This is a genomic window from Microvirga sp. KLBC 81, from assembly GCF_003075415.1.
Lineage (GTDB): Bacteria > Pseudomonadota > Alphaproteobacteria > Rhizobiales > Beijerinckiaceae > Microvirga.
The window spans coordinates 77353-93025 of record NZ_QDAH01000010.1 but is presented as its reverse complement, the minus strand read 5'-3'; the positions used below and the strand labels follow the sequence as shown (position 1 = coordinate 93025).

Sequence of the window (15673 nt, the reverse complement as noted above, 5' to 3'; positions counted from 1 at the left end):
GCGCTGGATCCTCTTTCGAGACGCAGCCTACGGCTGCTTCTCAAGACGAGGTCTGCTTGGAACGCCCCGGTTTGGGATGCTCTAGTCGGCCTCGCTGCTTTCGGCTAGCTTAGCCTCTGCAACTGCGTTGCTTGGGGGCTGAAGGATGTTTGGTGGTTTCGATATCTTCGTGATCGTTCTCGTACTCGTGGTCGTGGTGACGATCGCAATGGGGGTGAGAACGGTTCCGCAGGGCTATGCCTATACGGTCGAGCGCTTCGGGCGTTACTCGCGCACGCTGACCCCCGGCCTTGCTCTGATCGTTCCCTATATCGACCAGATCGGCAAGAAGGTGAATGTCATGGAGCAGGTGCTCGACATTCCGAGCCAGGAAGCCTTCACCCGCGACAACGCGGCCGTCACCATCGATGCCGTGGCCTTCTTCCAGGTGCTCGATGCAGCGCGTGCGTCCTACGAGGTGGCCGATCTCAATCAGGCGCTCATGGTGCTGACGATGACCAACATCCGCACGGTCGTCGGCTCCATGGATCTCGATCAGCTCCTGTCCCACCGTGATGAGATCAACGAACGCCTGCTGAGCGTCGTCGATGCCGCTGCCTCACCATGGGGCGCGAAGGTCACGCGCGTCGAGATCCGGGACATCATCCCGCCGCAGGATCTTGCCGGCGCCATGGCACGCCAGATGAAGGCCGAGCGTGAGAAGCGCGCCGCAGTGCTCGAAGCGGAAGGCTTGCGGCAGGCGGAAATCCTGCGCGCGGAAGGTGAGAAACAAGCACAGATTCTGTCAGCCGAAGGCCGCAGGGAAGCGGCATTCCGTGACGCGGAGGCGCGCGAGCGTTTGGCCGAAGCGGAAGCGAAGGCAACCGGCATGGTGAGCGATGCAATCACGCGCGGCGATCTTAATGCCGCCAACTTCATCGTGGCGGAAAAATACATCGACGCCATCCGCAGTCTCGCGACAGCTCCCAACCAGAAGGTCGTGATCGTGCCCATCGAAGCGGCGGGACTTGCCGGTACGCTCGGCGGCATCGCGGAGCTTACGAAATCCGTATTCGGAGGTGATGGCAGCGCGCCCGCTTTGAAGGCGACACGCAGCGTGCCTGCCGTCACGAAGGGAGCGGAGCGCTCATGATCCGCGATGCATTCGTCAGCCTGGGAGCCTGGAGCTGGCTCATTCTCGGCGTCGTGCTGATCGGCGTTGAATTGGTGGCGCCCGGCATTTTCTTTCTGTGGCTCGGGCTTGCTGCCATTGCGACGGGCCTGCTCGATGCGGCGCTCGATCTGTCCTGGCAGGCAGCCTTTATCGTTTTTGCTTTACTTGCCGTCGCGGCGGTGGTGCTGGGACGGTTCGTGACCCGCTCGAAGACGCAGTCCCAGCAGGCGGAGCCTTACCTCAACCAACGTGGGCAGGCGCTCGTTGGCCAGGTGTTCACGCTGGAAACGCCGATCAAGGGTGGAGAAGGGCGCATCCGGGTTGGCGACAGCTCATGGCGCGTCATGGGTGCCGACCGCTTCAAGGGGGCCAAGGTCCGCGTCGTGCGTGTCGAAGGCTCGACGCTTGTCGTGGACGATCCTTAAAAAGCGGTAGGGATTATGCCACGCCGGCGCGCAGCAGATCGAGATAATGCACAAGCCCGATGGGCCTGTTGTTCTCGACCACGATCAGCGACGTGATGCGTGCGGTTTCCTCGATCTCGAGCGCGGTGGCCAGCAGCGCATCCGGCGCGATGGTGCGCGGCGTACGTGTCATGATTGCCGTGACCGGCAAGGTGCCGAGATCGGGGCGCAGGTTGCGGCGCAGATCGCCGTCGGTGACGATGCCGGCGAGCGTGCCGTCCGCATTCACCACGATCACCGAGCCGAAGCCCTTGCGGCCGATCTCCTCGATGGCCTGATCCATCCGCGCATCAACGCCGACGATCGGCAGTCGCTCGTCCTTGTGCATGATGTCGCGCACCAGTTTCAGGCGCGCGCCGAGCTTGCCGCCCGGATGGAACACGCGGAAGTGCTCCGCCGTGAAGCCACGTTTTTCGAGCAACGCAATGGCGAGCGCATCGCCCAACGCGAGCTGAATGGTTGTCGAGGTGGTCGGCGCAAGCCCGTTGGGGCAGGCTTCCCTGGCCTTGGGCAGCGCCAGGCAAATGTCGGCGGCCTGCCCCAGGGTCGAGCCTGCATTCGAGGTGAAAGCGACCAGCGGCACCCGGAAACGCTTGGCGTAGCCAATGATGTCGGCCAGCTCCGTCGTCTCGCCGGACCAGGACAGCGCGAGAATCACGTCCTCCGCCTGCACCATGCCGAGGTCGCCGTGGCTGGCTTCAGCGGGGTGGACGTAATGGGCGGGGGTGCCGGTGGAGGCGAAGGTGGCGGCGATCTTGCGGCCCACATGGCCGGACTTGCCCATGCCGGTCACGATCACCCGGCCTCTGGCGGCGGCTATCGTCTCGACGGCAGCGGTGAAGAGGGGGCCGAGCCCGTTGCCGATGGCGTCCATCAGGATGGTCAGGCCTTCGCGCTCGGTTTCGAGCGTGCGGAGGGCCGAGGTGACGGCCTGGTCGGGCGAGGCGGATTGGGTCTGTGCAAGTGCCATGGCCGCCCCTCTAGCATATCGGGGCGGCCCTATGTAACCCTGGAGCCTGATTACTTTTGGCGCAGGAAGGCTTCCAGTTCCTGGCGGAAGGCGGAGCCCAGATCCTCGCGCTCCAGGGCATAGGCCACGTTGGCCATGAGGAAGCCGATCTTCGAGCCCGTATCGTAGGTCTTGCCCTCGTACTTCATGCCGAAGAACTGCTGCTCCTTCATCAGGCGAATCATCGAGTCGGTAAGCTGGATCTCGTTGCCCGCGCCGCGCTCCTGGGTGGAGAGCAGGTCGAAGATCTGGGGCTGCAGGATGTAACGGCCTGAGATGATGTAGTTCGAGGGTGCCGTGCCCTTCGGCGGCTTTTCCACCATCCCGGTGATCTCGAAGGTCTGGCCGAATTCCCGGCCCACCGAGACGATGCCGTATTGATGGGTCTGATCGTCCGGCACCTGCTCCACGGCGATGATGTTGCCGCCATGCTTCTCGTAGGCCGCGATCATCTGTTCCATGGAACCACGGCTGAGCATGTCCGGGAGAATGACCGCGAAGGGCTCGTCGCCCACGAGTTCACGGGCGCACCACACCGCATGCCCCAAGCCCAACGGCTCCTGCTGGCGGGTAAAGCTCGTCTGACCGGCCTGAGGCTGATCCCTGGCCAGAAGCTCCAGCTCCTTGGCCTTGCCGCGCGCCTCGAGGGTCTGATTCAGCTCATAGGCGATGTCGAAATGATCCTCGATCACGGCCTTGTTGCGGCCCGTGACGAAGATGAAATGCTCGATTCCGGCGGCCCGGGCCTCATCCACCACATGCTGCACCACGGGACGGTCCACCACGCACAGCATCTCCTTCGGCACTGCCTTGGTTGCGGGAAGGAAACGGGTGCCGAGACCGGCAACAGGAAGAACTGCTTTGCGAATGCGCTTCATCGATTAAGCCATGTTTGAGCAGGAAGAGGGGGGACAATCTAAGGCAGGACAAGGAAAAGAAAACCGCTCACTGTCAAGCTTGAGGTCCCTGTAACACCGAATACCCTACCTTTTGCACTGGTGTTGCATCGTCTATGAAGCCCTGGACCTGAATTGAAGCTGAAGCGTTTTGGGTGAGCTGCTGGAGCATCGGACCTGAAAGTGGATTTGCACTTTCGGGTCCGATGCTCCTTTCTATACAAAGCGCATCGTTGGAAGCGGAAAATCGGGTCCACTTTTCGCTGACGCGGCCCTTCGGGTCCGCACGATGCGCTAAGTCGGGCAGGCTTTAGGAGGATGAAAATGGCGGTACTGGTCACGGGTGGCGCGGGATATATCGGAAGCCACATGGTGCTCGAGCTCCTGGATGCGGGCGAGCAGGTGGTGGTTCTCGACAATCTGTCCACCGGTTTCCGCTGGGCCGTCCCTTCCGAGGCCACTCTCGTCGTGGGCGATGTGGGCGATCAGGCCTTGGTGACCAGGGTCATCGAGGAGCACGGGATCGACAGCATCATGCATTTCGCAGCCCGGATCGTGGTGCCGGAATCGGTCACCGATCCGCTGGGCTATTACTCCAACAACACCGTCAGGACGCGCGCTCTCATCGAGACGGCCGCCCAGACGGGAATCAAGAACTTCGTCTTCTCCTCGACGGCCGCCGTCTATGGCAATGCCGAGGCTCCGCTGCTCACCGAGGACATGCCGCTCTCGCCGATCAATCCTTACGGGCGCAGCAAACTTATGAGCGAGTGGATGCTCCAGGACGCCCATACGGCCCATGGTCTTCGCTACGCCATCCTGCGCTATTTCAACGTGGCGGGCGCAGACCCCAAGGGCCGTTCGGGTCAATCGACACCTCAGGCCACCCATCTCATCAAGGTGGCAGCTCAGGCCGCCCTCGGCCAGCGGCCCTATCTCGACGTGTTCGGCACGGACTACGCGACGCCCGACGGCACCTGCGTGCGCGACTACATCCAGGTGAACGACCTCGCCCGGGCCCACCTCGTGGCCCTGAAGTCCCTGCGCGAAGGTGGCGATTGCGCCATCATGAATTGCGGCTATGGCCACGGCGCTTCGGTGCTGGAGGTCGTGGACGTGGTGAAGAAGGTCTCCGGCGTCGATTTCGAGGTGCGCCTGAGCCCCCGCCGCCCGGGTGATCCGGCTCAGCTCGTGGCCAAGGTCGACAGGATCCGCAATCTCGGCTGGCAGCCGCAGCACGACAACCTTCCGGAAATCGTCGATCAGGCCCTGCGCTGGGAGCGCATCCTGGCGGAGCGAAAGGCCGCATAAGGACTACCTATAAGGCTATCTATCAACCGGCTGTTAACTCTCTTAGTGTCGCAATGGCAGGGTTCCTTCCACCCTGTCTCCGTGAGCGACATTCATGTCCCTGCCGTTTTTCCCGGTGCGCCGCTTCTGCGGTGCCCTCCTTCTCGGTCTGAGCGTCACCATCGGTGTGGAGGGATGGACACGTCCCGCTCAGGCGCAGGAGGTCTCCGACGCCGGGTTCCAGCGCTTCGTGCAGAGCCTGTGGCCGGCCGCGAAGGCGCGAGGGATTTCCCGCGCCACTTTCGACGAGGCCTTCCGGGGCGTTCTGCCTGACCCCAAGATCATCGCGCTCACCAGGAAGCAATCCGAGTTCGTCCGTCCGATCTGGGACTACATCAACGGTTCCATCTCGGCCCAGCGCCTGCAGCGGGGCCGTGAGATGAATGCCGAATGGTCGAAGACCTTGGCGGCCGTCGAGAAGACCTATGGCGTTCCGCGCTCCGTGGTGCTTGGCGTCTGGGGCATGGAGACCAATTTCGGCAGCTTCACGGGCTCGATCTATGCTGTGCGGGCGCTAGCGACGCTGGCCTTTACGGGCTACCGGGGCGACTTCTTCAAGGAGGAGCTGCTCATCGCGCTCCAGATCCTGGACGAGGAGCATATCGGCCGGGACAAGATGCTGGGATCCTGGGCTGGTGCCATGGGCCAGACCCAGTTCATGCCGTCGAGTTTCATGCAATTCGCCGTGGACGGCAACCGGGACGGGGTCCGCGATATCTGGTCCTCGGTGCCGGACGCCATGGCCTCCACCGCCAATTACCTGCGCCAGAAGGGCTGGGAGCCGGGATTACCCTGGGGCTTCGAGGTCAAGCTGCCGCAGGGCTTCGATTTTCGTCACCTGAAGCAGGGCTTCGCCCAGTGGCAGGCACTGGGCATTCGCCGGCTGGACGGCAAGGCCATGCCGCGGGCGGGCGAGGCGAGCCTGTTCCTGCCGGGCGGGGCGAATGGTCCGGCCTTCCTGGTCACCAGCAACTACGATGTGATCAAGAGCTACAACTCGTCCGATGCCTATGCCATGGGCGTGGCGCATCTCGGCGACCGGATCATGGGTGGGCTGCCGATCCAAGGGGCATGGCCCAAGGAACAGCCCATGCTCGGCAAGGACGAACGGCAGGAATTGCAGCAGCGCCTGGCCCGGCTCGGCTTCTACGAGGGCGCGACGGACGGCAAGTTCGGCTCCAAGACGCGGGAGGCCGTGCGGAACTTCCAGCTCCGCCGTGGCTTGATACCCGATGGTTATGCCGATTACGCGGTCCTGCGCGAATTGCGCGCTGCCCGCTGACAGGTCCGGCTGAGGCTCTATAACAGGGTGGACCGGACCGAAGTGGAACCACCCATGCGTTTGCTGACGATCCTTCGCCTCATGACTTTAGGCCTGCTTCTCGCCTTGGGGAGCGGGGCTCCGGTCATGGCGCAGGGCTACTACTATCAGCAGCCGCCAAGCGCTCCGGCCTATCGTGATCCTCGCGCCTACCCGCCCGGCTATTATCCAGGCAAGCTCGTTCAACCGGCCCAGCCTCGGCAGGGCTTCAGCCTGCGCCGCTTCTTGGGCGTTCCGGACGATCCACCCCCGCCCGCGCGCCAGCCTGTCGCCAAGCCGCGCAAGACTCCTCCGCCGGCCACTGTCGCTCGTCCTGAAAAGCCTAAAGTTAACCCCACCACCCATGTGGTGGTCTTTGGCGATTCCCTTGCCGAGTTCGCGCGCCAAGGTCTCGATGCGGTCTATGCCGAGAACCAGGACGTGGCGATCGTGGGCAAGATCCGGGGCAGCAGCAACCTGGTGCGCAGCGACCCGGCGGAATGGCCGAACTTCATCAAGTCGACCCTCGATTCCGGACAAAAAGCAACACTCGCCGTCGTCATGCTGGGCTTGAGCGACCGTCAGGCCCTGCAGGAGGGCGAGGACAGGATCGAGCTTCTCTCCGCTCGCTGGAAGGACATCTACACCCAGCGTGTCGATGCCATCCTCGACACCTTCAACGAGCGCAACATCCCCGTGGTCTGGATTGGCCTGCCGCCCATGAAGAGCAGCAAGCTCTCCGAGGATCTCATGGCCATGAACGAGGTCTACCGCGAAAGCGTGCAGCGCCATGGGGCGGCTTACGTCGATATCTTCCCCGGCTTCGTGGACGACGAGAACCGCTACACCTCCTTCGGACCGGATGTGGACGGCGAGCCTGCGCGGCTTCGCACCGATGACGGCGTGTCCTTCACCAAGGCAGGCGCGCGCAAGGTCGCCCACTTCGCCGACGTGGAGATCAAGAAGATTTTGGAATCGGTGCGCACCGGCGCGCCGGTTGCGGCAGCACCTGCGGATGGCCAGCCTGTCACGAACATCGAAGCGGCCATTCCCGCGCCGCCTGATCCTGCCGTTCCGGTTGCACTTCCCGCCAAGCCGCTCGTCGGCCCCGTGCTGCCGCTGACGCGCCAGGATGTGGCGCCTGGCGGAACGCTGGTTTCCGGCACGCCAAAGCTCAACGGTGATAACGCCTATCCCGTCCAGCGCGCCCTGCGCACGGGTATCGCACCGAGCTCCCGCCCCGGACGCGCCGACGATTTCCGCTGGCCGCGGAGTTAAGCAGCAACACGAAACGAACAAGGCAGCCCGATCCACTGGATCGGGCTGCCTTCCTTATTGGCCTGAGCCGTGTGATCAAACCGGCAGATTGCTTTCACCCATCAGGTAGGTGTCGATAGCACGCGCTGCCTGGCGGCCTTCGCGGATTGCCCAGACCACGAGGGACTGGCCGCGGCGCATGTCGCCGGCCACAAAGACCTTGTCGTTCGAGGTCCTGTAGCTCTTGTCATCGGCGACCACGTTGCCGCGCCGATCGATAGTGACGCCGGACTGCTCCAGCAGGCCTTCCCTCACGGAGCCTGCAAAGCCGATGGCGATGAAGACGAGATCGGCCTTGAGCATGAACTCGCTGCCCGGAATGGGCTGGCGCTTCTCGTCGACGCGCGCGCATTGCACGCCGATCACCTGACCCTTCTTGCCTTCGATGCCGAGGGTTGCTGCCTGGAACTCGCGCTCGGCGCCTTCGGCTTGGCTGGAGGAGGTGCGCATCTTCGTCGGCCAATAGGGCCACACGGTCAGCTTGTTCTCGCGCTCCGGAGGCTTGGGGCGAATGTCGAGCTGCGTCACGGAGAGCGCGCCCTGACGGAACGCGGTGCCGACGCAGTCGGACGCCGTGTCGCCGCCGCCGATGACGACCACATGCTTGCCGTTCGCAAGGATCGGCTCCGCCGTCACCTCTTCACCGCCGACGCGCTGGTTCGACTGCGTGAGATACGGCATCGCGTAATGCACGCCCTTCAGATCCTGGCCCGGCAGGTTCGGATTGCGCGGATCTTCCGCGCCGCCGGCGAAGAGCACCGCATCGTATTCGTTGTGGAGCGAGGCGAAGCTGCGATCCACGCCGATGTTGACGCCGCAATGGAAGATGACGCCTTCGGCCTCCATCTGCTTCACGCGACGGTCGATGTGGTACTTCTCCATCTTGAAGTCCGGAATGCCGTAGCGCAGCAGACCGCCGGGCTTAGCCTGACGCTCGAACACATGCGCCTCATGGCCTGCGCGAGCGAGCTGCTGTGCAGCCGCGAGACCCGCAGGACCGGAGCCGATGATGGCGACGCGCTTGCCCGTCGAGATCTCGGCAGGCTCGGGCTTGATGAAGCCCATCTCCCATGCCTTGTCGGCGATGGCCTGCTCGATCGTCTTGATGGTGACCGGCTGGTTTTCGAGATTGAGCGTGCACGCCTCCTCGCACGGAGCGGGGCAGATGCGGCCCGTGAACTCGGGGAAGTTGTTGGTGGTGTGGAGGTTGCGCGCGGCCTCCTCCCAATCGTTCTGCCAGACGAGATCGTTCCAGTCGGGAATCTGGTTGTGCACCGGACAGCCCGTCGGTCCGTGGCAGAAGGGAATGCCGCAATCCATGCAGCGTCCCGCCTGCTTCTTCAGATCGTTGTCGTCGAGCGGCAGCGTGAACTCACGGAAGTGGCGCACGCGCTCACCGGCGAGCTCGTATTTCTGCTCCTGCCGGTCGTATTCGAGAAAGCCTGTGACCTTACCCATCGGTTTGCCCCTTAATCCTTATTCCGCTGCCTGCAGGTTCCGGAGACGATCCATCTCCTGGAGCGCGCGACGGTATTCAACCGGCATCACCTTCACGAACTTGGTGCGGAAGGTCGCCCAGTTGTCGAGGATCTCCTTCGCACGGGCCGAACCCGTATAGGTGTGGTGATTGGTGATCAGCTGCATCAGGCGCTCTTCGTCAGGGCCGGACATGTTGGCCATGATGTCGATGCGGCCCTTCGTCTCCAGATCGCCGCCGTGATGGTGGAGACGACGCATGAGGTCCTCCTCCTCCTCGACGGGTTCGAGATCGACCATGGAGAGATTGCAGCGCTTGGAGAACGTGCCGTCCTCGTCGAGCACATAGGCGATGCCGCCCGACATGCCCGCGGCGAAGTTGCGGCCCGTCTGACCGAGCACGACCACGAGGCCGCCGGTCATGTATTCGCAGCCGTGATCGCCCGTTCCTTCCACCACCGCGATGGCGCCGGAATTGCGCACGGCGAAACGCTCGCCCGCCACGCCGCGGAAGTAGGCCTCGCCGGAGATCGCACCATACATCACGGTGTTGCCGACGATGATCGAGCGCTCGGGCGTGGCCTTGGTGTCGGGCGACGGCTTGATGATCAGCTTGCCGCCGGACAGGCCCTTGCCGACATAATCGTTTGCAACGCCTTCCAGGTTCAGCGTCACGCCGGCCGCCAGCCATGCGCCGAAGCTCTGGCCTGCCGTGCCCTTCAGGTTCACGGTGATCGTGTCGTCGGGCAGGCCCTCATGGCCGTAGCGCTTGGCGACTTCGCCGGAGAGCATCGCACCCGCCGAACGGTCGGAGCTGCGGATGCTCGCCTCGATCGCGACGGCTTCGCCCTTCTCAAGAGCAGGACCAGCCTGCGCGATGAACTCGCGGTCGAGCACGTTCGCGATGGGATGAACCTGACGCTCCTGGTGACGGATTGCGACGGATGCCGGCACCTCCGGCTTGTGGAAGAGCTTCGTGAAGTCGAGGCCCTTCGCCTTCCAGTGGTTGATGGCCACGTTCTTGTCGAGCAGGTCGGACTGGCCGATCATCTCGTCGAGCGTGCTAAAGCCCATCTCCGCCATCAGCTCCCGCACTTCCTCGGCGACGAAGAAGAAGTAGTTGATGACGTGCTCAGGCAAGCCCTTGAAGCGCTTGCGCAGCACCGGATCCTGCGTGGCGACGCCGACCGGGCAGGTGTTCAGATGGCACTTGCGCATCATGATGCAGCCAGCAGCGATCAGCGGCGCGGTCGAGAAGCCGTACTCGTCAGCACCAAGCAGGGCCGCGATCACCACGTCACGGCCGGTGCGCAGGCCGCCGTCGGCCTGCAGCGCCACGCGGCCGCGCAGGCGGTTGAGCACGAGGGTCTGCTGCGTCTCGGCCAAGCCGATTTCCCATGGCGAGCCCGCATGCTTGAGCGAGGTGAGGGGGGACGCGCCCGTGCCGCCCTCGAAGCCTGAGATCGTGATGTGATCGGCGCGTGCCTTGGCGACACCTGCCGCAACCGTGCCGACGCCGACTTCCGCGACCAGCTTCACGGAGACATCAGCTGCCGGGTTCACGTTCTTCAGGTCGAAGATCAGCTGCGCGAGATCCTCGATCGAGTAGATGTCGTGGTGCGGCGGCGGGGAGATGAGGCCCACGCCCGGAGTCGAGTGGCGCACGCGGGCGATCTTGTTGTCGACCTTGTGGCCGGGGAGCTGACCGCCTTCGCCGGGCTTGGCGCCCTGCGCGACCTTGATCTGCATCATGTCCGCGTTGACGAGATATTCCGTCGTCACGCCGAAGCGGCCGGAAGCGACCTGCTTGATGGCGGAACGCTTGGAACGTCCGTCGGGCAGCGGCTTGAAGCGCTCCGGCTCCTCGCCGCCTTCACCGGTGTTGGACTTGCCGCCGATGGCATTCATGGCAAGCGCGAGAGTCTCGTGGGCTTCCTTCGAGATCGAGCCGAAGGACATGGCGCCCGTGGAGAAGCGCTTCACGATCTCCTGCGCAGGCTCGACGTCGCTTAAGGGCACCGGCGCGCGGCCCGTCTCTTCCGCCTTCTTGATGCGGAAGAGGCCACGGATGGTCTTGAGCTCGTTGTCCTGCTCGTTCACGAGGCGAGCATATTCGCGATAGCGCTCCTGCGCGTTGAGGCGAACGGCATGCTGCAATGTGGCCACCGTATCCGGGTTCCAGGCATGCACTTCGCCCCGCTGACGGAAGGCGTATTCACCGCCGACATCAAGCGAGTTGCGATAGATCGGCGCGTCGCCGAAGGCGTCGCGATGACGACGCACATTCTCTTGCGCCACCTCGTCCATGCCGATGCCTTCGATGGAGGTCGCGGTGCCGAAGAAATCACGCGCCACGAATTCGGAACGAAGACCGACGGCGTCGAAGATCTGCGCGCCGCAATAGGACTGGTAGGTGGAGATGCCCATCTTGGACATCACCTTCAACAGGCCCTTGCCGATCGACTTGATGTAGCGCTTCACCGCTTCATCCGCGTCCACCTCTTCCGGCAGCTCGCCGGCCTCATGCATGGCTTCGATGGTCTCGAAGGCGAGATACGGATTGATCGCTTCCGCACCATAGCCGGCCAAGCAGGCGAAATGATGGATCTCACGCGGCTCGCCGGATTCGAGCACGAGACCGACTGAAGTGCGCAGGCCCTTGCGGATCAGGTAATTGTGCACGGCAGCCGTCGCGAGCAGCGCCGGGATCGGAATGCGATCCGGGCCCACCATGCGGTCGGACAGGATGATGATGTTGTAGCCGCCATGGACCGCTGCTTCCGCGCGATCGCAGAGACGGTCGAGCGCGCCGTCGAGGGCGGAAGCGCCGAGCTCCGCCGGATAGGTGATGTCGAGCGTCTTCGTGTCGAAGCGATCCTCGAAATGGCCGATGCAGCGGATCTTCTCCAGGTCCTCGTTGGTGAGGATCGGCTGGCGAACCTCGAGGCGCTTGCGGCGCGAGGTGCCTTCGAGATCGAGGATGTTCGGACGCGGGCCGATGAACGACACGAGGCTCATGACGAGCTCCTCGCGGATCGGATCGATCGGCGGGTTCGTCACCTGCGCGAAGTTCTGCTTGAAATAGGTGTAGAGCAGCTTCGGCTTGTCGGAGAGCGCGGAGATCGGCGTGTCGGTGCCCATGGAGCCGACCGCCTCCTGGCCTGTCACGGCCATCGGCTGCATGAGGAGCTTCAGGTCTTCGGCGCTGTAGCCGAAGGCCTGCTGGCGATCGAGCAGCGACACGTCGGTGCGCGACTCGCGCGCCTGCACGGGCTTCAGGTCTTCCAGCACGATCTGCGTGCGCTTCAGCCATTCCTTGTAGGGGTGAGCGTTGGAGAGCTGCTGCTTGATCTCGTCGTCGGAGATGATGCGGCCTTCCTCGAGATCGATGAGGAGCATCTTGCCCGGCTGCAGGCGCCACTTCTCGACGATCTTCTCTTCCGGAATCGGCAGCACGCCCATCTCGGAGGCGAGCACCACGAGGCCGTCATCGGTCACGAGATAGCGCGCAGGGCGCAGGCCGTTGCGGTCGAGCGTCGCGCCGATCTGCCTGCCATCGGTGAAGCACACGGCGGCGGGGCCGTCCCACGGCTCCATGAGAGCAGCGTGATATTCATAGAACGCGCGGCGATCGTCGTTCATGAGCGGGTTTCCGGCCCATGCTTCCGGGATCAGCATCATCATGGCGTGCGACAGCGAGTAGCCGCCGCGCACCAGGAACTCGAGCGCGTTGTCGAAGCAGGCGGTGTCGGACTGGCCTTCGTAGGAGATAGGCCAGATCTTCGAGATGTCGTTGCCGAAGAGTTCGGAATCGACCGAAGCCTGACGCGCCGCCATCCAGTTCACGTTGCCGCGCAGCGTGTTGATCTCGCCGTTATGCGCGACCATGCGGTAGGGGTGCGCGAGCTGCCAGGTGGGGAAGGTGTTCGTCGCGAAGCGCTGGTGCACGAGGGCGATGGCACTCTCGAAGCGCGGGTCCTGCAGGTCGAGGTAGTAGTCGCGCAGCTGCGTGACGAGGACCATCCCCTTGTAGACGATGGTGCGCGAGGACAGGCTCACCGGGTAGTAGCCGGCGGTGCGCTCGTCCTTCATGTCGTAGACGGCGTTGGAGATCACCTTGCGGGCCAGGAACAGGCGACGCTCGAAGGTCTCCTGGTCGTCCATGCCCTTGCCTTTGCCGATAAAGATCTGGCGGTGCAGGGGCTCGGTGGCCTTCACGCTCTCGCCGAGATCGCCCGAGTCGACCGGCACCTCGCGCCAGCCCAGCACCTGCAGGCCCTCATCGGCGATCGCCTTGGAGACGATCTCTTCGACGAGCTTGAAGCCCTCGGGGTTGCGCGGCATGAACAGGTGGCCGACGCCGTACTGTCCTTCCTCAGGCAGCCAGATGCCGACCTTGGCGCATTCGGCGGAAAAGAATTTATGCGGGATCTGAACCAGGATGCCGCAGCCGTCGCCCATCTTCGGGTCGGCGCCCACCGCGCCGCGATGGTCGAGGTTGTGCAGGATCGACAGGCCCTGCTCGACGATGTCGTGCGACTTGCGGTTCTTCATGTCGGCGATGAAGCCGACGCCGCAGGAATCCTGCTCGTTGGAGGGATCGTAGAGGCCTTGAGCCGGGGGCAGGCCCGGATCGCGCACGGCTCGCGGGTCCGTTTTGACGGCCGTGCGGCTCGAGACTTTCACTCCAGGGCTCTTCATCGGCACGTCGCTCATATCAGATCCTCACATCCGAACACGTCTTCAAGGTTCTTCGAGGCGGTTTTCGGGCCGCCGGATGAGGGGATCGTCCGGAGTGCCCGCCGCTTCAGGGTTGTCGAGGGTTGGGTCCGGCAGGGAAGCCCGCACCTCGCGGGCACCTTTGGGCTGTCTTCAGCCCAGAGTCGCCCGTTCCGCCCACGTTTTGCGGGCGGCTTTCGTGGTATCTCGTTTCGTTCGCGTCTGGCGAAGCATCAAGAAAACCTCAGGGCGGAAAAGGGTGCAGGCACCCCAAAAGGGACAGCATCACTGTCCTAATGCCGGCAAAGTGCCAGAGTTCATGGCACCGCACAAGAGGGTTTAGAAAAATTTTAGACAAAAGTTACAAGCCGCCGACTCGGAATGTAACAAAAGCAATTCTTCCCAAGCTCCAAACGAAAGTCTTTGCCGAAGGGTCAACCATCTTGACATGTCTGTTCCCGTGGGGAGGCTGGCGCCTCCAGCGCATCGTGCGGAAAAGTGGGTCCGGTTTTCCGCCCCCGGCGATGCGCTTTGTACAAAAGGAAGCATCGGATGGATCCCAAAAGTGCAAGTCCACTTTTCACGTCCGATGCTTGAGGAGATGTTCATGAATTTCGCAAGCGACAACATCGTGGGCGCCAGCCCCCAGGTTCTGCAGGCTTTGGCGGAGGCCAATGCCGGGGCCATGGCGGCCTATGGGGGCGATGAGATCACCAACCGGGTGAAAGCGCGCTTCAACGAGATCTTCGAGCGGGAGGTCTCGGTGTTCTTTGTCACCACGGGCACCGCCGCCAATGCATTGGCGCTCTCCTCCGCCGTGCCGCCCTACGGCCTGTGCGTCTGCCATCAGGAGGCGCATGTCATCGACGATGAATGCGGCGCGCCGGAATTCTTCATGCACGGGGCGAAGCTCGCAGGCCTCCCGGGCGTCGGCGCAAAGCTCACGGCCGAGGGCGTCTCGGCTTATCTCAAGGGCCTGCCGAAGACCGTGAAGCAGATGCCGCCCAAGGCCTTGTCGATCTCGCAAGTCTCCGAATGCGGCCTTGTCTATAGCCTCGACGAGCTCAAAGCGCTGGGAGGGGTCTGCCGTGAGCATGGCCTTGCCTTCCACATGGACGGCGCGCGCTTTGCCAATGCCCTCGTGTCGCTCGGCTGTACTCCTGCCGAGATGACCTGGAAGCAGGGCGTTGACATTCTCTCCTTCGGCGGCACCAAGAACGGCTGCCTCATGGCCGAGGCCATCGTGGTGTTCAAGCCGGAACTCGCCGAGGCGCTGGACTACCGGGCTAAGCGGGCCGGCCAGATCATCTCGAAGGGCCGCCTGATCTCCGCGCAGTTCGAAGGCTACTTCGCGGAGGATCACTGGTACGCCAATGCCCGCCACGCCAACAGGCTGGCAAAGCTCCTCTCGGACGGGCTCACCCAGCTTCCCGGTGTGCGCCTCGCCTGGGAGACGCAGGCCAATGAGGTCTTCCCCATCATTCCCGCTGCCATGGACAAGGCCTTGAGGGATGCGGGCGTGCTCTACCATCCCTGGACGGAGCTGAGCCTGCCTGCGGGCGAAAGTGTCGGATCGGGCGAGGCGCTGATCCGACTCGTGCTCTCCTTTGCGACGCAGGAACAGGACGTGCAAAAGGTGCTCGACGTCGCCCGCTCGGTGGCCTCCCGGCAGGCGGCGGAGTGACATTGCCCTAACCCTGCCGCATTCGCCCGCAATGTGTGGCCCACGAGACCTTACCAACGGGGTCCATCTCCAGCCCCGGCGGGACATTCAGGACCAGGTTTCAAAACAAGAAAAGCGCCCCGGGCCAACCGGGGCGCTCTTTTTGTTTCAAGTTCTTCCGCTTAACGCAGCCTCACCCTGAGGCGCGTAGCGTCTTGAGGCCTCATCCTGAGGAGGACCATCAGGTTCGTCTCGAAGGGCGAGGCATCTTCACAATGCACTGGACTCTCCTTCGAGACGCAGACTTCGTCTGCTCCTCAGGATGA

Annotated in this window: 10 protein-coding genes; 6 read left to right on the top strand and 4 right to left on the bottom strand. The window is 63.5% G+C overall.

The genetic code is table 11. The features are described 5' to 3' along the window. The first annotated feature begins 145 nt into the window (after positions 1 to 145). On the top strand, positions 146 to 1132 hold the full coding sequence (locus tag DC522_RS09835) for an SPFH domain-containing protein (protein ID WP_116528524.1): 987 nt from the start codon (positions 146 to 148) through the stop codon (positions 1130 to 1132). Beyond that, positions 1129 to 1578, top strand: a complete 450-nt coding sequence (locus tag DC522_RS09830) for an NfeD family protein (protein WP_116528523.1) — start codon at positions 1129 to 1131, stop codon at positions 1576 to 1578. Before DC522_RS09835 ends, DC522_RS09830 begins: the two co-directional genes overlap by 4 nt. 13 nt (positions 1579 to 1591) lie before the next feature. On the opposite strand, the gene DC522_RS09825 is transcribed toward DC522_RS09830, so the two are convergent. Both DC522_RS09825 and DC522_RS09820 read right to left on the bottom strand, forming a co-directional pair. Next, positions 1592 to 2587, bottom strand: a complete 996-nt coding sequence (locus tag DC522_RS09825) for an SIS domain-containing protein (RefSeq protein WP_116528522.1) — start codon at positions 2585 to 2587, stop codon at positions 1592 to 1594. Positions 2588 to 2637: 50 nt separating this feature from the next. Continuing rightward, the gene (locus DC522_RS09820; protein ID WP_116528521.1) at positions 2638 to 3504 is read right to left on the bottom strand and encodes a UTP--glucose-1-phosphate uridylyltransferase; all 867 of its coding nucleotides are present in this window, start codon (positions 3502 to 3504) and stop codon (positions 2638 to 2640) included. 342 nt (positions 3505 to 3846) lie between these two features. Here DC522_RS09820 and galE point away from each other — a divergent pair, with 342 nt between their 5' ends. The 3 genes from galE (at position 3847) to DC522_RS09805 (ending at position 7450) form a co-directional block, all read left to right on the top strand. Next, positions 3847 to 4833 (top strand): UDP-glucose 4-epimerase GalE, encoded by a 987-nt coding sequence (gene galE, locus DC522_RS09815; RefSeq protein WP_116528520.1) that lies wholly within the window; start codon positions 3847 to 3849, stop codon positions 4831 to 4833. A 94-nt stretch (positions 4834 to 4927) separates the two neighbouring features. Beyond that, positions 4928 to 6154 carry a lytic murein transglycosylase gene (locus tag DC522_RS09810; RefSeq protein WP_116528519.1) on the top strand — a complete coding sequence of 409 codons (1227 nt, stop codon included), beginning with the start codon at positions 4928 to 4930 and terminating at the stop codon, positions 6152 to 6154. Between the two features lie 54 nt (positions 6155 to 6208). Continuing rightward, positions 6209 to 7450, top strand: coding sequence for a DUF459 domain-containing protein (locus DC522_RS09805; protein ID WP_116528518.1), 1242 nt, complete (start codon positions 6209 to 6211; stop codon positions 7448 to 7450). 75 nt (positions 7451 to 7525) lie between these two features. Here the strand turns inward: DC522_RS09805 and DC522_RS09800 are convergent, their stop codons facing one another. Both DC522_RS09800 and gltB read right to left on the bottom strand, forming a co-directional pair. Beyond that, complete coding sequence (locus tag DC522_RS09800; protein WP_116528517.1) at positions 7526 to 8947, bottom strand: glutamate synthase subunit beta; 1422 nt, start codon at positions 8945 to 8947, stop codon at positions 7526 to 7528. Between the two features lie 18 nt (positions 8948 to 8965). After that, positions 8966 to 13666: a glutamate synthase large subunit gene (gene gltB, locus DC522_RS09795; protein ID WP_116528568.1), complete on the bottom strand. Its 4701-nt coding sequence runs from the start codon at positions 13664 to 13666 to the stop codon at positions 8966 to 8968. 625 nt (positions 13667 to 14291) lie between these two features. On the opposite strand from gltB, the gene DC522_RS09790 reads away from it, so the two are divergent. Beyond that, entirely contained in the window at positions 14292 to 15368 is a 1077-nt protein-coding gene (locus DC522_RS09790; protein ID WP_116528567.1) for a low specificity L-threonine aldolase, read from the top strand. Positions 15369 to 15673: the final 305 nt, after the last annotated feature.